General features: G+C 38.6%; 20 protein-coding genes. 12 read left to right on the top strand and 8 right to left on the bottom strand.

The window, feature by feature from the left end; translation table 11 throughout:
• Positions 1 to 138: 138 nt before the first annotated feature.
• Positions 139 to 402 (bottom strand): hypothetical protein, encoded by a 264-nt coding sequence (locus J7E57_RS09740; protein WP_215127494.1) that lies wholly within the window; start codon positions 400 to 402, stop codon positions 139 to 141.
• Positions 403 to 468: 66 nt separating this feature from the next.
• Positions 469 to 3,696: an amidohydrolase family protein gene (locus J7E57_RS09735; RefSeq protein WP_215127491.1), complete on the bottom strand. Its 3,228-nt coding sequence runs from the start codon at positions 3,694 to 3,696 to the stop codon at positions 469 to 471.
• Positions 3,697 to 3,768: 72 nt separating this feature from the next.
• On the opposite strand from J7E57_RS09735, the gene J7E57_RS09730 reads away from it, so the two are divergent.
• From J7E57_RS09730 to rplT, 10 genes are all read left to right on the top strand, one after another.
• Positions 3,769 to 5,661, top strand: a complete 1,893-nt coding sequence (locus J7E57_RS09730; RefSeq protein WP_215127489.1) for an ATP-dependent DNA helicase RecQ — start codon at positions 3,769 to 3,771, stop codon at positions 5,659 to 5,661.
• 166 nt (positions 5,662 to 5,827) lie between these two features.
• Positions 5,828 to 7,135 carry an MFS transporter gene (locus J7E57_RS09725; protein ID WP_215127487.1) on the top strand — a complete coding sequence of 436 codons (1,308 nt, stop codon included), beginning with the start codon at positions 5,828 to 5,830 and terminating at the stop codon, positions 7,133 to 7,135.
• 22 nt (positions 7,136 to 7,157) lie between these two features.
• Entirely contained in the window at positions 7,158 to 7,895 is a 738-nt protein-coding gene (locus tag J7E57_RS09720) for a (Fe-S)-binding protein (RefSeq protein ID WP_215127484.1), read from the top strand.
• Between the two features lie 518 nt (positions 7,896 to 8,413).
• Positions 8,414 to 9,313, top strand: coding sequence for a hypothetical protein (locus J7E57_RS09715; protein WP_215127482.1), 900 nt, complete (start codon positions 8,414 to 8,416; stop codon positions 9,311 to 9,313).
• Between the two features lie 146 nt (positions 9,314 to 9,459).
• Positions 9,460 to 10,557: an acyltransferase family protein gene (locus J7E57_RS09710; RefSeq protein WP_215127479.1), complete on the top strand. Its 1,098-nt coding sequence runs from the start codon at positions 9,460 to 9,462 to the stop codon at positions 10,555 to 10,557.
• Positions 10,554 to 11,048, top strand: a complete 495-nt coding sequence (locus J7E57_RS09705) for a hypothetical protein (RefSeq protein ID WP_215127476.1) — start codon at positions 10,554 to 10,556, stop codon at positions 11,046 to 11,048. The genes J7E57_RS09710 and J7E57_RS09705 overlap by 4 nt, the downstream gene beginning before the upstream one ends.
• Before the next feature lie 116 nt (positions 11,049 to 11,164).
• Complete coding sequence (gene thrS, locus J7E57_RS09700; RefSeq protein ID WP_215127474.1) at positions 11,165 to 13,090, top strand: threonine--tRNA ligase; 1,926 nt, start codon at positions 11,165 to 11,167, stop codon at positions 13,088 to 13,090.
• Positions 13,091 to 13,106: 16 nt separating this feature from the next.
• Positions 13,107 to 13,676 carry a translation initiation factor IF-3 gene (gene infC / locus J7E57_RS09695; protein ID WP_056872808.1) on the top strand — a complete coding sequence of 190 codons (570 nt, stop codon included), beginning with the start codon at positions 13,107 to 13,109 and terminating at the stop codon, positions 13,674 to 13,676.
• A gap of 29 nt (positions 13,677 to 13,705) precedes the next feature.
• Positions 13,706 to 13,906, top strand: coding sequence for a 50S ribosomal protein L35 (gene rpmI, locus J7E57_RS09690; RefSeq protein WP_108198956.1), 201 nt, complete (start codon positions 13,706 to 13,708; stop codon positions 13,904 to 13,906).
• A 75-nt stretch (positions 13,907 to 13,981) separates the two neighbouring features.
• Positions 13,982 to 14,326 (top strand): 50S ribosomal protein L20, encoded by a 345-nt coding sequence (gene rplT / locus J7E57_RS09685; RefSeq protein ID WP_025144714.1) that lies wholly within the window; start codon positions 13,982 to 13,984, stop codon positions 14,324 to 14,326.
• Between the two features lie 81 nt (positions 14,327 to 14,407).
• Here the strand turns inward: rplT and J7E57_RS09680 are convergent, their stop codons facing one another.
• From J7E57_RS09680 to J7E57_RS09665, 4 genes are all read right to left on the bottom strand, one after another.
• A complete protein-coding gene (locus J7E57_RS09680) occupies positions 14,408 to 16,021 on the bottom strand; it encodes a discoidin domain-containing protein (protein ID WP_215127472.1) in 1,614 nt (537 codons plus the stop codon).
• A 950-nt stretch (positions 16,022 to 16,971) separates the two neighbouring features.
• A complete protein-coding gene (locus J7E57_RS09675; RefSeq protein WP_215127469.1) occupies positions 16,972 to 17,301 on the bottom strand; it encodes a YegP family protein in 330 nt (109 codons plus the stop codon).
• Between the two features lie 124 nt (positions 17,302 to 17,425).
• Entirely contained in the window at positions 17,426 to 18,877 is a 1,452-nt protein-coding gene (locus tag J7E57_RS09670; protein ID WP_215127467.1) for a DUF294 nucleotidyltransferase-like domain-containing protein, read from the bottom strand.
• Positions 18,867 to 19,544 (bottom strand): 3'-5' exonuclease, encoded by a 678-nt coding sequence (locus J7E57_RS09665; RefSeq protein ID WP_215127464.1) that lies wholly within the window; start codon positions 19,542 to 19,544, stop codon positions 18,867 to 18,869. Before J7E57_RS09665 ends, J7E57_RS09670 begins: the two co-directional genes overlap by 11 nt.
• A gap of 160 nt (positions 19,545 to 19,704) precedes the next feature.
• On the opposite strand from J7E57_RS09665, the gene J7E57_RS09660 reads away from it, so the two are divergent.
• On the top strand, positions 19,705 to 21,075 hold the full coding sequence (locus J7E57_RS09660) for a M16 family metallopeptidase (protein ID WP_215127461.1): 1,371 nt from the start codon (positions 19,705 to 19,707) through the stop codon (positions 21,073 to 21,075).
• An 11-nt stretch (positions 21,076 to 21,086) separates the two neighbouring features.
• Positions 21,087 to 22,370: a M16 family metallopeptidase gene (locus J7E57_RS09655; protein ID WP_215127459.1), complete on the top strand. Its 1,284-nt coding sequence runs from the start codon at positions 21,087 to 21,089 to the stop codon at positions 22,368 to 22,370.
• Between the two features lie 237 nt (positions 22,371 to 22,607).
• Here J7E57_RS09655 and J7E57_RS09650 read toward each other — a convergent pair whose 3' ends face one another.
• Positions 22,608 to 23,345 (bottom strand): MIP/aquaporin family protein, encoded by a 738-nt coding sequence (locus J7E57_RS09650; RefSeq protein WP_215127456.1) that lies wholly within the window; start codon positions 23,343 to 23,345, stop codon positions 22,608 to 22,610.
• Positions 23,346 to 23,379: 34 nt separating this feature from the next.
• A complete protein-coding gene (gene glpK / locus J7E57_RS09645; protein ID WP_215127453.1) occupies positions 23,380 to 24,870 on the bottom strand; it encodes a glycerol kinase GlpK in 1,491 nt (496 codons plus the stop codon).
• Positions 24,871 to 24,881 lie beyond the last annotated feature (11 nt).

Raw genomic sequence — 24,881 nt, 5'->3', positions numbered from 1 at the left:
CAACGAAGTCGAGAACCCGAAGGCTCAGCGAAGCTAAATCTGTTTAGATAGATCTCTCTCCCGAAAGTTCGGGACTACGCCGCATCCGATAGCTATCGGATCGAGATGACGAATCCCCAGTAAAAACGAACGTCAACACTACATCTTCATTTTAAAATGCGTCAGGAAATAAATGATGCAAATTAGTATAATTGAATTTAAGATTAACAGTAACCAGGAAATGATCGATTTCCGGTCTTTCATCACCGCTATAAAAGACGTAATGTAAGCCATTGCAATTAGCGCTAGAAATAAGTTTACAGTTTGGATACCCAAAATGTAATATCCGCTGTATGAAAAAACGAGCGCACTAAGCACTAAGAATACAACAGAGGAGGTATTATAGAGTTTATTTGGTTTCATGGTAGGTGAATTTACCATAAAAGACATGAATTTATATTTACATGTCTTTTATGGTGTTAATGTAGTTTAATCACAATGCGGAACAGTAAAAGTCCAGGTTTCTGATTCTCCGCTTGGAATAATATAGCCATTTCCTCTGATATTTTCGAACCATAATTTACCTCTAAGTTTCTCTCTGGTTCCTACTTCATTTAAGGTAGCACTATCGTAAAGTCGACCATTGATCATAACATATTTAATTTTCTCCGAATTGCGGATATCATCTAAAGGATTGGCGTCCATGATCACCATATCAGCCAGTTTTCCAACTTCTAGCGAGCCGATTTCTTTGTTCATACCCAAATAACTTGCACCGTTTAACGTTGCGGCCCTGATGGCTTGCATTGGCGTAAAGCCACCCTGAACGAACATCCAAAGTTCCCAATGTGCCCCTAAACCCTGGATCTGCCCGTGTGCGCCAAGATTAATCTTTGTACCGCCATCTGCAATTTGTTTAGCAGCCTTAGCAATGTCGATATGGTTATAGTCGCTATATTCAGAAGTTGTTCTCCGTCTGGCTCTCGCATCAATAATCGAGCGTGGGGTATAAGTCATCAATTTTTCGTTTTCCCAAACATTGGTTCTGTCGTACCAATAATTTTCGCCCCATTGCCCCCCGTAAGCCACAATTAAAGTAGGTGTATAAGCCACATCGGTATTGTTCCAAAGCGTGGTAACATCTTTATAAACCGGTATAACAGGAATACTATGCTCAATTCCGGTATGCCCATCGGCAACCATATTCATGTTGGTGAAAAAAGTAGAGCCACCTTCAGGTACAACCTCCATATTTAACTGTCGGGCTGCTTCTAAAATCTGTTGACGCTGCTCTCTACGCGGTTGATTATACGATTTTACTGAAAATGCACCAACGGCTTTTAACCTGCGCAGATTAGCCAAAGCATCATCTAAACTATTAATTACCACTTTAAAATCGCCATCGGCACCATATAAAATACCACCGGTTGAATAAACCCTCGGGCCAACCATTCTGCCGGCCTTAAGCATTTCGCCTTGGCTAAAAACCATTTCGGTATTGCTCGATGGATCGTGTGAAGTGGTTACACCAAAAGCCAAATTGGCCATATAGCTCCAATCGCTCTGTGGTGTTATTCCATCAGGACTGGTACGCAAGTGGGCATGAACATCAACAATGCCTGGCATAATGGTTTTGCCATTAACATCAATTACTTTGGCATTAGCTGGAATACTTACTGCGTCTGCTTTTCCTATTGCAGTAATTTTATTTCCATTGGTAATAATGGTTCCATTTTCAATTACCTCGTCGCCTTTCATCGAGATAATCCTTGCGCCTTTCAACGCCACTATTCCAGTAGGGATATCAGATTTTAAAACCAAATTGATGTCGATAGAAGATGCTTCGGTTTTAGGTGTAGTTCCGTCAAAGTTGAAGGCATTATTTACATCAACGGTAAAATATTTCGGCCCTAATGTCCAATGCAGGCTTTTACTATCGGTGCCCCATTGAATATATGTCCCGCCATCGGTAGTCACTTTTGTAACCGGAATGGCTTTATTGCCTGCTGATGCATCCTGTGCCGTACCAATATTGATCATTGGTGTGATGTAAACGTTAAACAATTCGTTAAATGCCACCCACTTGTTATCCGGACTGATAACAAACTGATTTGCATATTGAGAAGTAAAGTGTGTTCTTTCATTCGCTCCGTTTAAATCGATACTTTTTAATGCTTTTTTGCCGTCTGTATAACTCTGGAAATAAATGCGTGTATCGGTATTATTAAACTGTGGACGGATTCCATTATCTAAAATCAAAGTTTTAGCACCACCAGTGGCTGGCATCATAAAAATACCTGTTCCGCGACCATAGTTATAGCCTAAAACATCGTTACCACTTCCTTTCCTGAAAACGATTCTATCTCCTTTTGTTGAGTATTGAGGAGAATAATAAAAACCTTTTTCATCAGTTAGCATAATGGTTTTTCCCGATTTTACATCCGTACGCTTTATTGCTCCACGTAATTCATCGTTCCAGGTGGTATAAACAACGTATTTTCCATCAGGGCTAAAGGCTGGTTCAAACTCGAAATCCAGTCCATTGGTTAACCTTTCTGGTGTTCCCGCTGGCAACTCTTGTTTGTATAGGTATCCTGCCGCATTAAAAACAATTATTTTTCCATCAGGCGAAGTTGTTAGTTGTCTTAACATTTTTGCAGAAAACTCATTACTGAAAACCTGTTGCTCAAAATGTAAAGCTTTTTGTACCGTTTGAATAGTATTGGCCTGAAAAGGAATGGTCGTGTTGATCAATGTGACGATTTCCGTTTTTCTGATTTTTCCTTTTGCATAGAAAACAATGCTTTTGCTATCTGGAGTCCAGGCAAAATTTGGATAAACGCCAAAAATAGCCCAGGTTTCCTGTTGATCGTGTGATAAATCTTCATTTACCGGCCATTCTTCACCAGTCTTCAGGTTCTGAACATATAAAGTAGATTTTAACCTTACGCGCTTTACAAAAGCTATTAAATTTCCGTCTGGAGAAACCTGCGGGCGACAGGCACCACCTTGTTCATTAATCAAAGTAGTTAATTTTCCTGTCGTTAAATCCAGTTGACGGATGGCATAAATAGTCCCGTTAGGATCTTTACTATATTCAAAATTAGGACCCGGACTTACATCTTCACTAAAGTAAACATATTTGCCATCTGGCGAAACGTTAGGTTCACCTGCGTCTTGCTGATCATTTTTACGTTTGGTTAATTGCACGCCGTCTCCACCGTTTATACTATACATCCACATTTCGCCTGCGCCTAACGATCGGCTTGCTGTAAAATGTTTTCTGGCCACTAGGTATTCGCTATTTGGCATCCAGGTGGCATTATTCAATAACCTGAAACTCTCTTTGGTAACCTGTTTTTTGTTAGAACCATCACGGTTCATAATCCATATATTATCTCCACCGCTTTTATCGCTGGTGTAAGAAATGTATTTTCCGTTAGGACTAAAACGGGGTTGAACGTCCCAGGCAATACCACCACTAATTAGTTTTGCAACTCCACCGCTAATTGGCATCACGTAAATGTCGCCAAGTAAATCAAAGGCAATTTCCTGTCCATCAGCACTTACATCAAGGTTCATCCAGGTACCTTCATCTGTATTTAAAGTGAAGTTTTTTGTGGTGCCCTGGTATTTTTCAATATCCCATTTTTTCTCTTGGGCGTTTGAACTAAAAAATAATAGGGAAAGAGCGGATAGAAAATAGAGGTGTTTCATCAAATTTTTGATTAATTGTGGCGCAATTTAGCAATATCAACAGCTTTTTTATAGTTTTGGTACCGCCGATTTATGACAGCAATAGAGATTTTACAAAAATATTGGGGACATCAAGCTTTTAGGCCTTTACAGGAAGATATTATTTCCTCGGTTCTGGAAGGAAAGGATAGTTTAGCATTATTGCCTACGGGTGGGGGAAAATCGATCTGCTTTCAGGTTCCTGCTTTGGTTAAAGAGGGGATTTGCATTGTCGTTTCGCCCTTAATTGCCTTGATGAAGGATCAGGTAGAAAACCTGAAATCGAAAGGGATTGAAGCCATTGCCATTTATGCTGGCATGGGTAAACGCGAAATCGATATCTTGCTGGATAACTGTATTTACGGAAAAATCAAGTTCCTTTATTTATCTCCTGAACGTTTAATGTCTGATTTAGTGCGGGTTCGCATTTCGTACATGAATGTAAATTTAATTGCTGTAGATGAAGCACATTGCATTTCGCAGTGGGGTTACGATTTTCGTCCGCCATACCAGCAGATCGCCAAACTCCGAGAAATCCTTCCAAGTGTTCCGGTTTTAGCACTTACTGCAACCGCTACTGAGTTTGTGCGGAAAGATATTGTAGAGAAGCTTGAAATGACAGACCCACAGGTTTTTGTTAAAAGTTTTGCCAGGGATAATTTAAGCTACGTGGTTTTCGGCCAAGAAGATAAGTATAAAAAGCTGATCGATATTTGCCAAAAAGTAAAAGGTACAGGTTTGGTTTATGTACGTAACCGCAGGGAAACTGCCGAGGTTGCTAATTTTATCAATAGAAATCAGATTAAGGCCGACTTTTACCATGCCGGACTGGAACGTGATGTACGTTTCTTAAAACAAGAAGAGTGGAAAAATAACAAAACCCGGATTATGGTGGCTACAAATGCTTTCGGGATGGGAATTGATAAAGCAGACGTTCGTTTCGTGGTGCACTTAGATTTACCTGAAAGTTTAGAAGCCTATTACCAGGAAGCCGGCAGGGCAGGGCGCGACGAAAAACGAAGTTACGCTGTTCTTCTAGCCAATCAATCTGATGTTCTAGGCTTAGAATCCAGGTATCTAGATAGTTTTCCTAATCCAGATGAGATCAGAAAAACCTATCACTACCTCGGTAATTATTTTCAATTGGCATTTGGTGCAGGCGAAGGTTTAACTTTTACTTTTGATATCGCTGATTTCTGTAAACGGTTTAATATTAGTGTTTTAAAAACAATTTCTGCTTTGAAGTTTTTAGAACATGATGGCTACCTCACCTTATCTGAAAGTGTTTTTCTACCATCAAGAATGATGTTTATTGCCAGTCATGAAGACATTTACCGTTTTCAGATTGAAAACAAAGCTTACGACGGCATTATAAAAACCATTCTGCGTTCGCATGGTGGTGCTTTCGACGGTTTTGTTAAGATTAATGAAGCCGATTTAGCCAAGAAAACAGGATTGTCGTATAAAGAAATTATCGCATTGCTTAATAAATTGCAGGCTATCGAGTTACTTACTTACACTCAACAAACCGATCAGCCGCAGTTACAATACGTTAGGTCGAGGGTAGATATGGACCATTTCGATGTGGATGTGAAATACCTCGAACTGAGAAAGGAAATCCTACACAAACAGATTAACGCAGTGGTAGCTTATGCTTCATCAAATTTATGCAGGAGTATTCAACTGCTTCATTATTTCGATGAACATCATGCTGCAAAATGTGGGGTATGCGATGTTTGTCTGGCAGAGAAAAGAGCCGAAAATCAGAGTCAGATGGAAGAGGAGATTGAATTTGAGATCGTTTCTTTACTGCAACAACAGCCTTTAAGTCTTGATGATCTGGTTGTAAATATTAAAAATGGAGCCGAAGCTGAAAGAATTGATGCCATTAGAGAATTATTAGATGCCGGTAAGATTAAAACAGATGGGAAGAAATATTATCTTTAGATGTGAGATGTGAGATGTGAGATGTGAGATGTGAGATGTGAGATGTGAGATGTGAGATGTGAGAAAAATGCCAATCAAGTTACCAATAAAATATTAGTTTTGTAATGAACTATTTAATCTGTGCAATCAAACAATCAATGTAATCTTCCGCGAAGCGAAAAAACAAATGATAACAAAAAACAATAAGAAAACCATCCGTTCGTGGGCATTTTTCGATTGGGCAAACTCTGCCTATAACTTAGTCATCACTTCTACTATTTTTCCGGCTTATTATACCATTATTACCACCACTAAAGAACATGGTGATAAAGTGGAGTTCTTTGGCCGGACCTTTGTAAATACCTCGCTTTCCAATTATGCCTTATCGCTTGCTTATTTGATTATGGCTTTTGCTTTGCCAATGCTTTCATCCATTGCCGATAGAAGAGGGAATAAAAAGTCTTTTATGAAATTCTTTACCTATGTAGGTGGGGCGGCCTGCATCGGTTTATATTTCTTTAAGTTAGATACGCTCGAAATGAGTATCATTTTGTTTGCATTAGCAGCAATGGGTTATATCGGCGGGGTATTATTCAGCAACTCTTATTTGCCAGAAATCGCAACCGAAGAACATCAGGATCGGGTGAGTGCACAAGGTTTTTCGTATGGGTACATCGGCTCGGTTTTACTCCAACTGATTTGTTTCCTATTTGTGTTAAAACCGGAATGGTTTGGTATTACTGATGCTTCATTTCCACCAAGGTTATCATTTTTATTGGTTGGCGTATGGTGGATCGGTTTCTCTCAGATTCCTTTTTCAGCACTTCCGAACGGAACACCTCAGCACGATAAAATAAAAACGAATATCCTTAAAGATGGCTTTAGCGAACTATCGAAAGTTTGGGCACAGGTTAAACAAATGAGGGTTTTAAAAGGATTTTTAGTTTCTTTCTTTTTCTACTCTATGGGTGTACAAACCATTATGCTTGCTGCTGCTGGTTTCGCTGAAAAAACATTAAAATTAGGAACGGCAAAATTGATTGCAGTAATATTGATCATTCAGCTTGTTGCTATCCCCGGCGCCATGCTCATGTCGTATTTAGCAAAAAAAATAGGGAATATAAATGTGTTAATTATGGTAGTTGTAGTATGGATAGGCTGTTGTGTTTTTGGTTATTACATCACTGGCGAATATCAATTTTACTCGTTGGCCGCAATTGTAGGCTTAATTATGGGCGGAATCCAATCTTTATCGCGCTCTACCTATTCTAAATATTTACCGGTTGATACAAAAGATAGCACTTCATTCTTCAGCTTTTACGATGTAACGGAGAAATTGGCGATTGTAATTGGCCTTTTCAGTTTTGCCTACATTGAAGATTTAACCGGAAATATTCGCTACTCAATTATCGCTTTGGCATCATTTTTTATTGTTGGATTAGTTCTTTTAGTACTTCTAAGAAAAAACGAACATAAAGAATCGCTAAAATTGTAAGTTTGCAGTCGTTAAGAATATTATGAAAGTAGAATTATTTGTGCCTTGTTTTGTAGATCAGCTCTATCCTGAAACCGCTTTTAATACTTTAAGGTTATTAGAAAAATCGGGATGTGATGTAACCTACAATTCAAAACAAACCTGTTGTGGGCAACCTGCATACAATGCTGGTTATTGGGATGAGGCTAAAGAAGTGGGTGCAAAATTTTTAAACGATTTTACCGAAAACACCTATGTAGTAGCGCCATCAGCATCGTGTGTAGGCATGGTGAAAGGTGGATTTAACGATCTGTTTACCAATACCATTGTGCACAACAAATGCCGGAGTTTGCAATCTAATATATGGGAGCTTTCTGATTTTCTGGTAAACGTAGCCAAAAGAGATTATTTTGGAGCCGAATTGGAAGGAAAAGCTGTTTACCATGATTCGTGCAGCGCATTGCGTGAGTGCAAAATCAAAGATGAACCCCGCCAATTGCTTTCTAAAGTACACGGCTTAGAAATGATCGAAATGGAAGATACGGATATGTGCTGTGGATTTGGCGGAACTTTCGCGGTTAAATTCGATGCTATATCATCTGCAATGGCCGAGCAGAAAGTTAATCATGCGCTGGCACAACAGGCAGATTATATTATTTCAACAGATTTGTCTTGCCTTTTGCATCTTCAGGGGTATATTGAGAAAAATAATCTTGCGATTAAAACCATGCACATTGCCGATGTACTGTGTAATGGCTGGCTGGAAAGTACGGAATATTAACCCCAATGCTTAAAAAGGAAACTTTCCGACTTAGTTTACCACAATTGTTTTTAGGAAAGCAGTTGTAGAAGCCTGTAGGTTAGGGCAGCCCCGCTCTCGCTTCTGCTCCGATGAAACCTGTGAAACAAGCAAGCACACCATAAAAAACAAAATATACAGTGCTTAAATCGGGAGCATCTCGCTTTGATCGGGTTTAGTTGGCATAAATAGTGCTGTTATCAAGAGTAAAATAAACCCGACCGACAGCGTTATCCCGATTAAGGATCAATTTTAAATTAAGGTGTTTTTATCGGGATTAAGCAAAGGGCGGGACTGTGGCAACCCAAGAACTACTGACACTGCTTTTCCAACAAAAAGATTCGATATTGTAATATTTAAATTACTTTCAGCCTAAATCTATGCTTAAACGATCTAAACGTAATCTTTAACACAATTTAACACGTTTTACATTACAAACTACAATATCTTTGTTAAACCTTTTTAAGGCTATCGTATCTAACCAACAAAACAAAATCGTAATGAAAAAAATAATCTTCGCTTTACTGGGCGTTTTATCAATTGCATCAATTGCAGATGCACAGCAGAAAAAAACTTCAGGAGCCATACAATTTGAAAATATTATCGATCCGGCGGCTATGGCTTCGGCAAGTGGTATCCAGCTAACCGATCAGATGAAAGCCAGAATGCCCTCTTCTAGCAAAAGCAACTTCGAGTTGTTATTTACGGCTACAAATGCCAGTTATATGCCTGTTGAAGAAACTGAAGATAGTAATGGAGCAGGTGGTGGCGGTGGCGGCATGGGCCGTATGATGATGCGTTTTGGTGGAGGCGGTGGTAACAGAGAATATTACTATACATTTGCAGATAAGGGTCTTACAGAGGTTTTTGATCTGAACGATACCACATATTATATGCCGAGTAAATTAACTTTATCTACTTCTGGTCCGATTGGCTCAATGAGAATGGGCGGCAGAAATCCTAATGATACCACTACAGCAAAACCAGCTCCGGCACCAACCATAGAAGTGATTAAAACAGATTCTACTAAACAGATTATTGGTTTTACCTGTCACCAGGCGATTATAAGATCTACAAGGGCTATTAAAATCTTGGATATGGATAAAAACGTAGTAGAAGAAACCAAAATCTGGTATACAAAAGATTTAGGCTTCGACTTTTCTCCGAACCCAAATATGTGGACTGAAGGTGCTGTTTTAGCGATCGAAGGCAGAGGTAATAGTTCAATTGCCAAAAGCATCGAATATAGGAATGTAAGTGCAAAAGATGTAACCGCACCTAAAAAAGCAAAATTGATCACTGCTGAAGAGTATAAAACTAAAATGGAGAACATGATGAAACGTTTTAGACAGAACAGACCAGGTGGTAGTGGCCAGGTAAGATCATTTGGTATGAATTAATCAAGACCACCATAATAATTCTATTGTTGCCCTGATAGTGTAAGCTTTCAGGGCTTTTTTTGTATCATTTTTGAAAAGGTTGGCCTTAGTTTTTGCATCTAAACTGAGAATAACTATTATTGGGGTTAAATATAACCTAGCCAAAAGTGATTACAGCCGAGAACAAAACAAATTTATTAGCAACCAAGCAACATTTCGAAATTTTAGATGGATTAAGGGGCGTAGCTGCCATTGTGGTGGTAATTTATCACTTTATGGAAATCGCAATTACCAATTATAACAAGAATTTTCTTTCACATGGTTTCCTCGCTGTCGATTTCTTTTTCTGTTTATCCGGCTTTGTAATTGCCTATGCTTACGATAGCCGTGCACCACATATCGGGATTACACAGTTCTTTAAATTAAGGCTTATCCGTTTGCACCCGCTGGTGGTTATTGGTTCCGTTTTAGGGCTGATCACTTTTCTGATCGATCCATACAGCGATCTTTATGAGGTTTATGGATTCGGGAAAACCTTTCTTTTATTTTTATCCTCAGCTTTTTTAATCCCTTATCCGGCCATGCCTGAGCGGTATACCAACTTATTCTGCTTAAATGCACCGGCCTGGTCGTTATTTTGGGAATATATTGCCAATATCTTTTACATTTTTATACTTTACCGCCTGGGTAAAAAATCACTGATCGCTTTGGTTGTTATAGGAGCGGTATGCCTTTGTTATATAGCTGTTCGCGCTACCAACGTAGGTGGCGGCTGGGGAGGGCAGAATTTCTGGGACGGTGGAGCACGTGTGCTGTATTCTTTTACAGCCGGTATGCTGGTTTACCGTTTAAATTGGGTGATCAAAAATAAACTTGGCTTTTTAGGCATGATCGTGCTTTTGCTCGCAGCCTTTTTAGTTCCTTTTAATGATAAATACAATTGGATTACCGAGCCGGTACTTGTGCTGTTTTACTTTCCACTTTTAGTGGCATTAGGAGCAGGTACAGTATTAAACCCATCGTTTAAAAAGATCTGTAATCTCTCAGGCGAAATATCATATCCGCTTTATATGGTACATTATCCATTTGTCTGGATATTTTTAACCTATGTAGCCGAAGTTCAGCCTCCAGCATCCTCGCTTTGGGTGGTGATACCGGTTTCTGTACTCCTTTTAACCGTTTTCGCTTATATGGTAATGAGATTTGTAGATACTCCTTTGCGTAAATACCTTAAACAAAAATTTTTAAACGATAACAGAATATGAAATCTTTAAAACCTGCCTTGTTTTTCCTTTTCTTAATTATGCTGTTTAGCTGCAACTCATCAAATAATGATTATGCCTACAATGAAAAAGTAACTTCAATTTTTTTGCAGGAAATGAAACAGATCGATGAAACAGATAGTGTTTTTAGAGATACTTCGAAGGTATATGCAAAAGGTTTTCCTGATTCTATTTTCCTGTCGCACAAGGCTGATAATCTGATCAATAATTCAAAAATAGACCTTCTTGATATCGCACGTTTGAAACCAAGTAAAGCGGCTGCAAAATTTAACGAAGGTGTAACACAATACCTCACTGCCATAAACGATTATGGCAAAACAGCAAAGGAAATGCTGCATGTAAAAGCCATTGACGAAAAACGAAAATACTATGACCTGCTGGCCGTTAAATATGAAAAACTGAATACCTATCCTGATCAGTTACTGGCCATACAGAAAGTTTATCTGCAAGAAGTAGGACTGCAGCCGAAGTAGAATTTTAAGCGGCAGTATTAAATAGCAGGATAAATTTCGTACCTTTGCACAAAATAAAATCACATTGTAAGTGATCTTTAAAACTTTTTTATTTAAAATTTAAATCATAGTTGTAGATGATTAACATTACTTTACCTGACGGTTCTGTCCGTCAGTATGAAAAGGGCACTTCTGCCCACCAAATTGCATTGTCAATTTCTGAGGGCTTGGCCCGTAACGTATTAGCCGCTGAGGTTAATGGCGAAGTTTGGGATTCAACAAGACCAATCGAATCTGATTCATCAGTAAAATTATTGACCTGGAATGATACTGCCGGAAAATCGACTTTTTGGCATTCATCAGCTCACTTAATGGCTGAGGCTTTAGAAGCACTTTATCCGGGTACCAAATTCGGTATCGGCCCAGCTATCGAAACTGGTTTTTATTATGATGTAGACTTTGGCGACCGTGAATTTTCTTCGGATGATTTCAAAGCCATCGAAACCAAAATGATCGAACTGGCTAAGCAAAAGGAAACTTTTGTACGCGAAAGTGTGAGCAAAGCTGATGCGGTAAAATATTTTACCGAAAAAGGCGATGAGTACAAATTGGATTTAATTGATGGCCTGGAAGATGGTAAAATTACTTTCTATACCCAAGGTTCATTTACCGATTTATGCCGTGGTCCACATATTCCGAATACTGGTTTTGTGAAGGCAGTAAAACTGATGAATGTAGCTGGTGCTTACTGGCGAGGCGATGAAACCAAAAAACAGTTAACCCGTATTTATGGTGTAACTTTTCCTAAGGCGAGCGAGCTTACTGAATATCTTTTAATGATTGAGGAGGCAAAAAAACGCGATCACCGTAAATTAGGGAAAGAGCTGGAGTTATTTGCTTTCTCAGAAAAAGTAGGAATGGGCTTGCCTTTATGGTTGCCTAAAGGAACTGCTTTGCGCGAGCGCTTGGTGAACTTTTTAACTAAAGCACAGGCTAAAGCAGGTTACGAGCAAGTGGTAACACCGCATATCGGCCATAAAAATTTATATGTAACCTCAGGTCACTGGGAGAAATACGGTAAAGATTCGTTCCAACCAATTAAAACGCCACAAGAAGGAGAGGAGTTTTTCTTAAAACCGATGAACTGCCCTCATCACTGTGAGATTTACAAAACAAAACCTCGTTCTTACAAAGATCTTCCGGTTCGTTTTGCCGAGTTTGGCACGGTTTACCGTTACGAACAAAGTGGCGAATTACATGGGCTAACCCGTGTACGTGGCTTTACTCAAGATGATGCACACTTATTCTGCATGCCAGAACAGGTGAAAGAAGAGTTTAAAAAAGTAATCGACTTAGTGCTTTATGTATTTAAATCATTAGGTTTTGATAACTACACTGCTCAGGTTTCATTAAGAGACCCGGAGAACAAATCGAAATATATTGGTTCTGACGAAAATTGGAGACTATCTGAAAATGCCATTATCGAAGCAGCTGCAGAAAAAGGCTTAAATACTGTTGTAGAATATGGCGAAGCCGCTTTCTATGGCCCTAAGCTCGATTTTATGGTGAAAGATGCTTTAGGTAGAAAATGGCAGTTAGGTACTATCCAGGTTGATTATAATCTACCAGAGCGTTTCGAATTGGAATACACCGGTAGCGATAACCAGAAGCACAGACCAGTAATGATTCACCGTGCACCATTCGGTTCATTAGAAAGATTTATTGCTGTTTTGATCGAACATTGTGCCGGAAACTTCCCGTTATGGTTAAGTCCCGAGCAATTTATTGTTCTTCCTATTTCAGAAAAATATGAAGAATATGCAAAAAAAGTTTTAGATGAACTAAATAATTCCGATATTCGCGGGCTGATTGACTTTCGTGATGAGAAAATCGGTCGCAAAATACGCGATTCGGAAGTTAAAAAGATCCCATACATGCTCATTATCGGTGATAAGGAAATGGCAGAAGGAAAAGTTTCTGTCCGCAAACATGGTGAGGGAGATTTAGGCGAAATGAGGTTGGAAGAGTTCAACAATTTATTAAGAAAAGAAATAACAGTTTAAATTAAATAGTACAAATTTGGCATTAGGAAGACCAGGATTTAACAGGGGACCACGTCCACCTTTTAAGAAAAAAGAAGCAGAGCATAACATTAATCAGTATATTAAATCGCCCGAAGTGCGTTTAGCTGGCGATAATGTTGAACCGGGGATTTATCCTTTGGCAAAAGCTTTGGCACTTGCTGATGAACTGGAATTGGATTTGGTAGAAATATCTCCAAATGCCGTACCACCAGTTTGTAGAATTATTGATTACAGTAAATTTGTTTACGAGCAAAAGAAAAAGCAAAAAGAAATTAAATCTAATGCTAAACAAACTGTAATTAAGGAGATCCGTTTCGGTCCTAATACCAACGACCACGATTTCCAGTTTAAATTGAAGCATGCAGTAAGCTTTTTAGAGAACGGTGAGAAGGTTAGAGCTTACGTGCATTTTAAAGGTAGAGCAATTGTTTACAAAGAGCAGGGAGAGATTTTGTTATTAAAATTTGCCCAGGCTTTGGAAGATGTAGGAAAAGTAGAGTTATTACCTAAGTTGGAAGGTAAACGTATGTTCCTGACAGTTGCGCCTAAAGTAGCAAAAAAATAAAAATAGGTTTATAAATTAAAAAACAGGTTATGCCAAAAATGAAAACCAATTCCAGTGCTAAAAAGCGTTTTTCGCTTACTGGAACAGGTAAAATCAAAAGAAACAACGCATACAAAAGTCACATCTTAACTAAGATGAGTACTAAACGTAAACGTGCCTTAGGTCAAACAAGTATCGTATCTGATGCTGATATGGGTAACGTTAAACGTATGCTTTGCATCGGAAAGTAATTTATTAATTTCACCAGGTATCAGGCTTTAAGTTTCCGATAAACGGAACGCCGCTTGCCAAAAAACAACAACAACATGCCACGTTCGGTAAACGCAGTAGCTTCGAGAAGAAGAAGAAAAAAAATCCTTAATCTAGCCAAAGGCTATTGGGGAGCAAGAAGTAAGGTTTATACTGTTGCTAAAAACACAGTAGAAAAAGGTTTGCAATATGCATACCGTGACCGTAAAGTTAAGAAAAGAGAATTCCGCGGATTATGGATCCAACGTATTAATGCAGGTGCTCGTCAGCACGGTATTTCTTACTCTCAATTAATTGGTAAACTAGCTTCTAAAGAAATCGGTTTAAACCGTAAAGTATTGGCTGATTTAGCAATGAATCACCCAGAAGCTTTCAAAGCTGTAATTGATGCAGTAAAATAGAAATTTTCGCTTAGGCGATAATCATATTTAAAAAGGTCCCGATGTAAATCGGGACCTTTTTTGTTGTTTGGTTTTGAAAATCTAATATAATCCCAATTCTGCAAGACTGGCAAACTGCAGACCATCCTGTGCTGAATTTAAAATAACTTTAAAATACTGGAAAGTTTTGGTAGTACCAAAATCAAAGTACTGTGCGCCATTTACATTTTGGGCCACATAGTTATTAACTGAGGTAAAGTTTACGCCATCTGTACTCGTTAGTAGTTCAAAGTTTTTCACAGCCCTGCTTAAACCACTTCTTTGTGTTAAACTTAAGCCATTTGCCGTTTTTGAAGCGTCCAAATTGATTACTATAGTATGTGGGTAGCTTGTGGCCGAGCTGCTCCATCTCGAATGCCAATATGTACTTGCACTGTTGTCAATCAATTTGCTTGCCCTACCATTTGTAGCGCCCTCGCCACTGGTTTCTTCAGAACTAAATGAAGCAATACTCCAGCCTGTTTTGCTTAACTCATTTTTAGTAGAGAAGTTAAGTACCGGTAAACCTCCTGAAAAAGTATAGGCATAAACCTGCTCCGTTACGGTTCCATTGTCGTGTACCAGTTTAACTTTTAGTTCGTATGGAATACCATCAGCTTTTTCCTGTAAATCGGCAATTGGCATTACAACCCTAAAACTATCTGTACCTATCTTTTTCGATTCCCACGTAATGGCATTGTAATCCTTATTTACACCTGTACCCTCATTGTTTACATTAGGGTCATTATAATACAGAATGCTGGTTACGTTGCCAGTAGAAGTGAATTTTCCAGATACCACTATAGAAGCCAAAGCGCTGGAGTAGCTGGCGTATATTTTATTAATGCTGCTGGTTACCGAACCGTAATAGGTGCCAGCGTTATTATTGAAAACCTGATTGGCATTTAAAATAGCAGCGTCTGCAGCCGTTAAAAATGTAGGACTCTTTCCTAAGGTTCCATTACCGGCCCACATTAATGCCATGCCCAAGGTTGAGTTTTCAGAAACTTTCTGCCTATTGTGCGGTAGATTTAATCCGTGGCCAAGTTCATGTACCATACCTCCAAACCAAACACTGAAGCGATTGCCAATGGTAGTGCTTAAGCCAAGATTTGCAATGTCCATTTCTTCATAATCCAGCGCGTAACACCATCTGCCGGTACCATAAAATGGACCTCCGCTTGGTGTACCATTAGAACCGATAGAATACCTTGGAATAATGATCAAAGTATGATCGCTGGTTTTATCAGCTGGATGCGCAGCAAAATAAGCGTTTACTTCGCTGGCAACTGCCCCGCTACCTCCGGAGTACGGATAACTCGCTTTCGGCAACGTTCCTCTAATGGTTAGGATTTTTACATTTCCTGTGCCATCATCAGCAAGGCCAAATGTTTTATTGCCATAACCATTGCGGTTCATTTCTTGTTTGTACCAATCTTGTGTCCATAATAAAAGATCGCTCAACCTTTTCCTATACCCTGCAAGGGTATCGAGGTCGTTAGGTACAAAATACACAACATTTACATTGCGGCTTTGGGTAATAATGTTGGTTGTAGCCAGTTTTTTGTTAATAGAGAAGGTTTTTTCCTCTTGTTGTAATACTTCGGCCTTTTTACAAGATAGGACGAACAGGCAGGCACAGAATAGCCCTGTTAAAAGTAGACTGTTTTTTTTCATACGATAATTTTAGGTTTAGGGTTGATAATATTTGGAATTGGTTGTTGTTGCTTTTTTATATGCTGCGCTCAGCCTCTTTACCTAATCTTACCGATTTTAATACGAAGATTATACCACCATAATTCGCCAGTCTTGGCCACTGTTCCAAACCTTAAAAAGAGCGTATTGTAGATAGATTTTTACCTTATCTGAATTTAAGTTACAAACAAACTTATACAGTAGATTGAATTAAAACCGCGCAAACGTTTGTGTGGGATGAAATATAATAAGCCTGAATGGTGTAAAAAGAAGTGCCGTTTGGCCAGATTTTACGGCTATTTGATTAGTTATTTAAAATAACTTTAAAATTTATGACGCGCAAACGTTTGATAGGCCTGTATTAGCAGTTTGATTTGCTAGTAAATGGATGTTTACATCTGACTGTAGTGTTCTAAAAGAGAGGATTAAATCTTTGCGTCCACAGGGTAGCCTTAAAGAGAGGGAGGGCAATGTCATTAAGTGTCGTCATTTCGAGGGTTAATTTATTGTATAAAAATCAATATGAATGACGTATACATTTAATTTTTTTGCCCCAGGGCAAAGCTTTGCCTCGGCTCGCCGCCGCCGAAGGGCTCTTTCTTTTTGATGTCAAAAAGAAACAAAAAACACCGGCTGAAAATTTTTCTTTCGAAGCCAGTGGGATGGCTCTGTCAGTGGAGCCCGAAAAATTTGTTAGGCCGGATTTAAGTAGAACGGGGATAGGGTGCTACGGCCTAGCTATGCGGAAATACATAGATGTCGCAAGTCGCTCATTAATAAATAATTGCAAAATAACGTCAATGGTAGCGGAGTGCAACATGGCCAAGAACCCGAAGGCTCAGTGAAGCTAAATCTAAAAAAATAGATCTCTCTCCCGAAAATCGGACTGCGCTACAGTCGAGATGACGACTTTTCTATTGTAATTATGATGATTAACTCTGATCGTCAGTATCGGCATCAGGCGCATTCTTTTGAACCGATTCGATGCCATTATCTCTGGCTGTAGTACTTTCGTACATTTCGCTGGAGCCAATAATCTGGCCATTTGTAGCCTTTAAACTGAAATAGTGCTTGCCATTAGACGAAGTCTTTTTCTCAAATTTGGAATCATCCTGCACATTTTTTTTGACAGATTCGATTCCATTTTCGCAGCTTGATTTGGCTGAATAGCCTTCGCTGGTTAAAATGGTCTGGCCATTGCTGGCTTTAAGATTAAACTGGAATTCTCCGTTTGATCTTTTGGTAATTACAAATTTTCCCATAAGTCTGATTTTTTAAATTAAGTACTTGGTTAGTATTTTAATCTTATAATAAGCAGGTATTATCCCTAAAGTTATTAAAGTTTGTAACCAATTACAATAAGCAGACAAGAGAATTAATGATAATTTAACCCAGGCTATTGGTAAACTTCATGCGGATGCCGCTTTGAAAGTTCTGGATAATTTTAAAAATTTCGATTAAGGTTACTTTCTCAATTTTGGTTAAACTATCAATTTCGATAAAGTTATTGGGTGCCGCCTGATCATTGATAATCAGATTAGCCTGATGTTTCAATCTTAAGCCCATTAAATAATAATAAGACTGCGAAAGTTCGTTAAACTGCTCTTCGCTAAAAACACCAAGTTCTCTTAAGGCCTTTAAACGTTCGCCTGTATTCTCTTTTTGGAAAATCCTGTTCTGTAAAGCATAAACCCTTGCCAGATCTACAATAGGGGTCATGGCTGTTTTAATATCGAATACCTCTTTTTTATGGATTTTTTGTGTTCTTATATTTCTAAAATAGGTGAGCGGTGGCTCATAGAGTAAGGCATTTTTGGCCAGATATACGTAGAATTTTTCGATGGGTTTCTGCAGTTCTTCATCAACAAAAGCACGTAAGCTTTCCATAATGGTTAAATCGCCATAGATGGCCCTGCAATCAAAAAATGCAGCAAATTTTACGGCAGCTTCTGGTAAAGCTTCTTCTATCCAGTTTTTATAATTGTATTTCCAGTGCGATAGTGAATGTGTCCAGTTTGGGTTAGTGGCCATATAATCGCCATCGCAGTATACAAAACCAACAAAATTTAATTTATCCGAAACCTGGGTAGCCATATCTAGAAAATAAGAACGTACAGCCGCTCTTTTATCTTCTCCGGTATCTTCGTAAATAATGGCATTGTCCTGATCGGTTTTTAAGCTAAGCTCTTTTCTGCCTTCGCTACCCAAAACCATAAATACAAATTTTGCAGGTGGCGGACCAAGTTTAGCAATTACCTCTTCAATAATTTTAAAGGAAATGGTATCGGCAATAGTAGTTACCACCTCATTTACAATTTTCGAATGTACACCTCTAGCCAATAATTGCGACACAATGCCTGGTACTTTTTGCCATTTTAATTTTAGATCGCTGGTATTTACAGCAGATTTTACTGATTGGATAAAAACTAATGGAGATTCTGCCTGCTCGCTTAAAAGGCGGTTCCTGCTTAAAAAGCCAACATAATTACCATTGTCGTTTACCAATAAATAGCGCGACTTCTTACTGAACATCATCAATATCGCCTCATAAACATAAGCATCCGGAGTTATGGTAACAATATTGGTATCCATAACTTCGTCAATAGGCAAATTTGAATTCAGTTGTTTGGCAATTACATTATCCCTTAAAGTAATATCGGTTACGAAGCCCAGATAAACATCCTGATCATTTTTAATAAAGAGGCAACTGGTTTTCTGTTCTGACATTTTAATTGCAGCTTCAAAAATAGGTGTGCCTGGGCTGCAACTTACTATCTTTTTAAAAGTAATGTCTCCGATACGAGCGGTATAAATTTGATCGGCTAGTTTATCTTCCATTAAAAAATCCCTGTAAAATTCTCTTAAACGAAAAATCTTTTGTCTTTTTCTTCTCCAGGTTAAAAGTATGCTCCTGATGATAGGCTGAAGTTAAGCTAATTTTGCCTGTTTTTAAAAGATGAAAGAAAATCTTTGCGGTGTTTAGTGTATCTGATAAAGCATTGTGCGTATTTTCGGGTGCTTCATTAAATAAAATGGTATAAAATTTATCCAGCTTTAAATGACTGATTACTGTATTGGTGATGTATGGTGCGCTTGCCTTCATCGTACAGAAAAAAGCCAGGTTTTTAAATATATTTTCCTTTCCGATGCGGTATAATTCAACATTCACCATATGATAATCGAGCTCAATAAAATGTCCGATCACTAAAGGCTGGTATTTTTCTATATCTTCAGAAAACTGCAACATCACTTTTTCTTTGTTTTCGCCATGTGTATGCAGATATTCAGGGGTAATTTTGTGGATTTTTAATGCAGCCTTATCAATAGTGAAATCTATATTTTTTATGTAGTGATTCTCCCGCTTAATTTCCTGATAGGATTGATCATAAATAATCCAGGCAATTTGGACAATATGAGGCCAGTTCTTTTCTTTAGAATAAGGCGCCGTCCAATTTTTAGGCAGACCTGAAGTTTCGGTATCAACAACGAGGAAGTATTCTTGCAATTTTAAAGTGGTTAGATGAACTATTTCAAAGGTAATTATTTAACAATATAAACTGTAATTATTCATATATCCTTTAATAAGAGGGATTGTTAAATAAAGTGTTTTTTATTTGTTAAAGTGAAAGATTAACACTTATTTGGTGTTAAAATTCAATTAAAATATGCGCTCTCTATTATTTAGCTCCTTAGCCTGTTTATTGTGCTTTAGTTCTGCTTTTGCCCAGGAAAAGCTCGGAGAAAACATGCATTTCAAAAAACTTGATAACGGTTTAGAAGTGCTGGTTGTTGTAGACCGGACCGTGCCACTGGTTACCATCGAAATGGCCTGCAGAAATGGTTCTTTTACTGAAACCGACGAATTTAACGGCTTAAGTCATCTTTACGAGCATTTATTCTTTAAGGCTAACAAAGATTATCCCGATTTCGAACGCTTAAATTCGAGAATGAACGATCTGGATATCAATTCTAATGCCACTACGCGAGAAGAAGTGGTAAATTATTTTTTTACGCTTCCTGCAGCGAATTTAAAACCCGGATTAAGCTTAATGAATTCCTCAATCCGTTATCCAAAATTCATAAAAGAAGATATGGCTTTGGAAAATGAAGTGGTAAATGCCGAATTTACAAGACACGAATCGAGTCCGGTATTTGCTTTGATAGAGGCCAATTCGCGACATATGTGGGGTGTAAATTATTCCCGTAAAAATGTAATTGGTAGCCACGAGGTGATTTTATCGGCTACTCCATCAAAAATGGATTCCATTAAAAATAAATATTATTGGCCAAATAATTCAGTTCTGGTAATTGCTGGCGATGTTAAAGTTGATGAAGCTTTTAGTTATGTAAATTCTGTTTTTGGAAGCTGGAAACGATCGCCGGTTGATCCTTTTGTGAAATGGCCAATCCCTGAGTTTAAACCGCTTCAAAAAAACGATTATTATTTTGTAGAATCGAATAAAAGCCCCGTGCCGTTTATGCTTTTTAGCTGGCATGGCCCAGATACTAGAAACGATATTCCGGCCACTTATGCTGCTGATGTTTTTTCTTTTATTGTGAATCAAAACGGTTCTAAAATGAAACAGGCACTTATTAATTCAGGATTAGCCCAACAGGCTGATGTGAATTATTATACGCAAAAATATACAGGCCCTATTAGTTTAATGGTGAGTCCTAATCCGGCAAAAATAAATGAATGTTACCAGGAGGTGCTGAAGCAAATTTCGCTTTGGGCCAATGAAGATTATTTATCTGATCTGCAGATTGAAAGAGCCAAAAGACTATTATCTATAGAACAGGTAGAAAGGAGAGAGGTTACTTCTGATTATGCACATTTACTTTCCTTCTGGTGGGCTTCGGCATCGATTGATTATTATACCCATTATGAAGAAAATGTAAATAAAGTAACAAGAAAAGATTTACTTGATTATGTACGCAAGTATATTAAAGATAAACCTTATTGCGCTGGCCTGATGATGGGTAAAGCAGGTATGAATGAAGTGAAGCCAGAAACATTTTTTAAATCACCCAAATAACCTAACGCTCGATGAAAAGATTCATATTTTTTATAAACTTTATCTTAGTTTTTCATATTGCCAACGCGCAAACCAAAGCCATTTCATTTGATGTAAACGGTTTAAAGGTGATTTTAAAACCTACCCAGAAGGAAACAGTTAGTATGAGCATGTTTTTTAAAGGTGGCGTAATGAATTATAATGCGGAAAGGGCAGGAATTGAAAATCTGGCTTTAGCGTCTGCCGCTACCTGTGGTACTAAAAATTATAGCGTTGTCGATTATCAGGAGTTGGCTGATGAATATGGTATTGATATTTCTGGTTCATCTACAACTGATTATGGTACCATTAACATGGATTGCATCTCTAAGTATCTTGACCAAGGCTGGAGGCTTTTTTCGGATGCTGTAATTAATCCAGCTTTTGATAAAACAGAGTTTCAAACAACTAAAGAACGTATGATTACGGGTATTTATCATAGTCAATCTGATCCTGAAACAAGGATTGAGCAATTGAGCATGGAAAGTATGTTTAAAGATTCGCCTTATAGCACTAATCCTTTGGGCACAAGCAAAACTGTTGGAGGTTTTACTGCCGAAGTGGTTAGTAATTATTACCATAACGAATTGTTGAATAAGAATAAAATGTTTTTGGTCGTAGCTGGGAACATCACAAAAGAAGAACTTGAAAAGAAAATTCAAGCTTCTTTCAGTGCGCTTAAAGGAAAAGCTTACACTCCACCAGTTTACGATCGTAAAACTTTAACAGGGGAGCATCTGGTAATCGAACAAAGAGATATTGCCACGAATTACATGAGTTGTATTATGAATGCTCCAACCATGACGAATGCCGATTATTATGCTTTTATACTAACCATTAATGCATTAAGTGGTACCATGAATTATGAACTGAGAACTAAACTTGGTTTATCATATGCACCAGGAGCAACCGTTAAGTTACAACAGATTCCGTATACCTCTATGTTTGTAAGTACCACTCAACCCAAAAAAGCTTTTAAAGCAATGATTACGGTATACAACAATATTAAAGAAGGAAAGTATGGTGAACGTTATCTTGAGGCATTAAAAAAAGAACATCGGGATAGATACTACAGGCACCAGGAAAGCGCAAGTTCGATTGTGAAAGATTTGGGTGAAGCTGAAGTACTTGGCGATTATAGTATTACCGAGAATATGGTAGCCAATTTTAACAAGGTAAGCCTGCAGGACATGAAAGATTCTTTCGGCAAATATTTAAAAGGTGCCATTTGGATATACCTAGGTGATGAACAGGTAGGCAGAGCAGCTTTTCAGTAATTCTTTGAGTCGTCATTTCGAGCGGAGTGTAACGGAGTCGAGAAATCTGTATAAATAGATCTCTTCATTTCGCTACGCTTCAGTCGAGATGACGACTTTTTCTATTTTTATTGTGTTCGTGATGTCAGATGTTACCATCTGACACTAAATAAGGTCCTTCAATTCTTGTTTTGCTCAATGAATTTAAATTTACTTGTAGTCAGATGGTAACATCTGACTACACAACTAAATGTTATTCTATTTACTAATCAACAAAAAGGCCACAGCAGCTAATACAGCGCCGATTATCGGTCCAACAATAGGTACCCAGGCATAACTCCAGTCGCTACTTCCCTTTCCTTTCATTGGGATTAAAAAGTGAATAATCCGGGGGCCCAAATCTCTTGCCGGATTAATAGCATATCCGGTTGTTCCACCTAAAGCCAAACCAATTACCCACACCAAAAACGCTACCGGGATTGCACCCATTGAGCCTAATCCAATAGGGGTAACCGTTTCTTTAGTGCCCATACTCGCATCAGTAAAATAAAAGATCACAAATATTAAAACGAAAGTGCCTATAATTTCTGACACCAAATTTGACGACATATTTCTGATGGCTGGAGCGGTTGCAAAAGGAGCAGCCTTTAAACCTTGGTCATCTGTAGCATCGAAATGATCTTTGTAAATAAGCCAAACTAGGAAAGATCCTGTCATGGCACCAGCCAGTTGTGCAAGAATATAAAATGGCACCAATGCCCAGCTGAATCCCTTTCCGATTGCAAGTCCGAGGGTTACAATTGGATTTAAGTGCGCCCCACTGTACGGGCCGGCAACAACAACCCCTACAAATACGGCAAGTGCCCAGGCAGTTGTAATTACAATCCAACCACTATCGTTGCCTTTAGTACCTTTAAGTACTACGTTAGCCACTACACCATTTCCTAAAAGAATCATTAGTGCAGTACCAATAAATTCTGCGAGATATACATTCATATAATTAAATTCTTATCCAATTAAAATTGTTCAATTAGTCTTCTGCATTTACCCTGGCTGCTTTTATAGCCCTATTCCAGCCCTTTATTCTTTCCGTATTATCAATTCCTTCCTCAGCAACAAAAGTTCTGTTGATTTTCCATTGTGAGCGGATCTGATCTATACTTTTCCAGAAACCAGTGGCTAATCCGGCCAGGTATGCAGCACCAATAGCGGTAACTTCGGTTACATCGGGTCTGATTACTTTACAGTTTAACAGATCGGCCTGAAACTGCATCAATAAATCGTTAGCTGTAGCACCACCATCTACCCTTAATTCGGCAATATTTACGCCTGCATCTGCTTCCATAGCTTTCAAAACATCCATGGTTTGGTAGGCAATACTTTCTAAGGCTGCCCTTGCAATATGCGATTTGTTTGTACCTCGGGTTAATCCTGTTATGGTACCACGGGCATGTTGGTCCCAGTGTGGAGCACCTAAGCCTGCAAAAGCAGGAACAACATAAACCCCATCGGTATCTTTTACTTTTTTAGCTAATGTTTCTACATCTGCTGATTTAGAAATGAGCCCCATTTCATCGCGAAGCCACTGTACCACCGCACCACCAATAAAAATACTTCCTTCTAAAGCGTAACTTACCTCACCATTAATCTGCCAGGCAATAGTGGTTAATAGATTATTGGCTGATATTTTTGGCTTCGACCCGATATTCATCAGCATAAAACAGCCAGTACCATAAGTGTTTTTTACCATCCCTATTTCGGTGCACATTTGCCCGAATAAAGCAGATTGCTGATCGCCGGCTATACCTGCAATAGGAATTTTTGCTGCCAGTATGCGTCCTGCGGTTTCACCATAAACTTCACTTGATGATTTTACTTCAGGAAGCATGGCTTTCGGTATCGAAAAAAGCTCAAGCAATTCATCGTCCCAGCTTAAAGTGTGGATGTTATAGAGCATCGTTCGGGATGCATTACTGACATCGGTTACATGTTTTTCGCCTGCTGTTAATTTCCAGATTAACCAGGTATCGATGGTTCCGAAAGCAAGTTTTCCGGCTTCCGCTTTTTCCCTTGCCCCGGCAACATTTCCTAAGATCCATCTGGCCTTAGTAGCCGAGAAATAAGAGTCTATAATCAGACCCGTTTTTTCTTGTATTTTATTGGCCAGCCCTTGTGCTTTAATTTCATCACAATAGGCAGAAGTACGCCTGTCTTGCCAAACAATGGCATTGTAAATTGGTTGTCCAGTTTCTTTATCCCAAACCACAGTGGTTTCTCGCTGATTGGTAATGCCAATAGAATCGATATCGCCTACGGTTAAGCCTGCTTTAACGATCACTTCTGTTACAACCGCCAACTGTGTCGACCAGATTTCCATTGGATCGTGCTCTACCCAGCCGGCTTTGGGATAGATCTGTGTGAATTCTCGTTGTGCAATGGCAACAATTTCGCCATTGTGATTAAAAATAATTGCTCTCGAACTTGTGGTTCCCTGATCGATAGACAAGATGTATTTACTCATAATTAGGAATT

Source organism: Pedobacter sp. ISL-64 (assembly GCF_018613605.1).
GTDB lineage: Bacteria > Bacteroidota > Bacteroidia > Sphingobacteriales > Sphingobacteriaceae > Pedobacter.
This window is presented reverse-complemented; position numbering and strand designations above follow the sequence as displayed.

Excerpts from the sequence above, each read along its gene's own strand:
- rpmI (WP_108198956.1), top strand. The coding sequence starts at position 13,706 with ATGCCAAAAATGAAAACCAATTCCAGTGCTAAAAAGCGTTTTTCGCTT.
- J7E57_RS09735 (WP_215127491.1), bottom strand. The coding sequence starts at position 3,696 with ATGAAACACCTCTATTTTCTATCCGCTCTTTCCCTATTATTTTTTAGT.
- J7E57_RS09720 (WP_215127484.1), top strand. The coding sequence starts at position 7,158 with ATGAAAGTAGAATTATTTGTGCCTTGTTTTGTAGATCAGCTCTATCCT.
- J7E57_RS09680 (WP_215127472.1), bottom strand. The coding sequence starts at position 16,021 with ATGAAAAAAAACAGTCTACTTTTAACAGGGCTATTCTGTGCCTGCCTG.
- J7E57_RS09675 (WP_215127469.1), bottom strand. The coding sequence starts at position 17,301 with ATGGGAAAATTTGTAATTACCAAAAGATCAAACGGAGAATTCCAGTTT.
- glpK (WP_215127453.1), bottom strand. The coding sequence starts at position 24,870 with ATGAGTAAATACATCTTGTCTATCGATCAGGGAACCACAAGTTCGAGA.
- J7E57_RS09715 (WP_215127482.1), top strand. The coding sequence starts at position 8,414 with ATGAAAAAAATAATCTTCGCTTTACTGGGCGTTTTATCAATTGCATCA.
- J7E57_RS09740 (WP_215127494.1), bottom strand. The coding sequence starts at position 402 with ATGAAACCAAATAAACTCTATAATACCTCCTCTGTTGTATTCTTAGTG.
- J7E57_RS09725 (WP_215127487.1), top strand. The coding sequence starts at position 5,828 with ATGATAACAAAAAACAATAAGAAAACCATCCGTTCGTGGGCATTTTTC.
- J7E57_RS09705 (WP_215127476.1), top strand. The coding sequence starts at position 10,554 with ATGAAATCTTTAAAACCTGCCTTGTTTTTCCTTTTCTTAATTATGCTG.
- J7E57_RS09660 (WP_215127461.1), top strand. The coding sequence starts at position 19,705 with ATGCGCTCTCTATTATTTAGCTCCTTAGCCTGTTTATTGTGCTTTAGT.
- J7E57_RS09650 (WP_215127456.1), bottom strand. The coding sequence starts at position 23,345 with ATGAATGTATATCTCGCAGAATTTATTGGTACTGCACTAATGATTCTT.
- rplT (WP_025144714.1), top strand. The coding sequence starts at position 13,982 with ATGCCACGTTCGGTAAACGCAGTAGCTTCGAGAAGAAGAAGAAAAAAA.
- thrS (WP_215127474.1), top strand. The coding sequence starts at position 11,165 with ATGATTAACATTACTTTACCTGACGGTTCTGTCCGTCAGTATGAAAAG.
- J7E57_RS09670 (WP_215127467.1), bottom strand. The coding sequence starts at position 18,877 with ATGGAAGATAAACTAGCCGATCAAATTTATACCGCTCGTATCGGAGAC.
- J7E57_RS09655 (WP_215127459.1), top strand. The coding sequence starts at position 21,087 with ATGAAAAGATTCATATTTTTTATAAACTTTATCTTAGTTTTTCATATT.
- J7E57_RS09730 (WP_215127489.1), top strand. The coding sequence starts at position 3,769 with ATGACAGCAATAGAGATTTTACAAAAATATTGGGGACATCAAGCTTTT.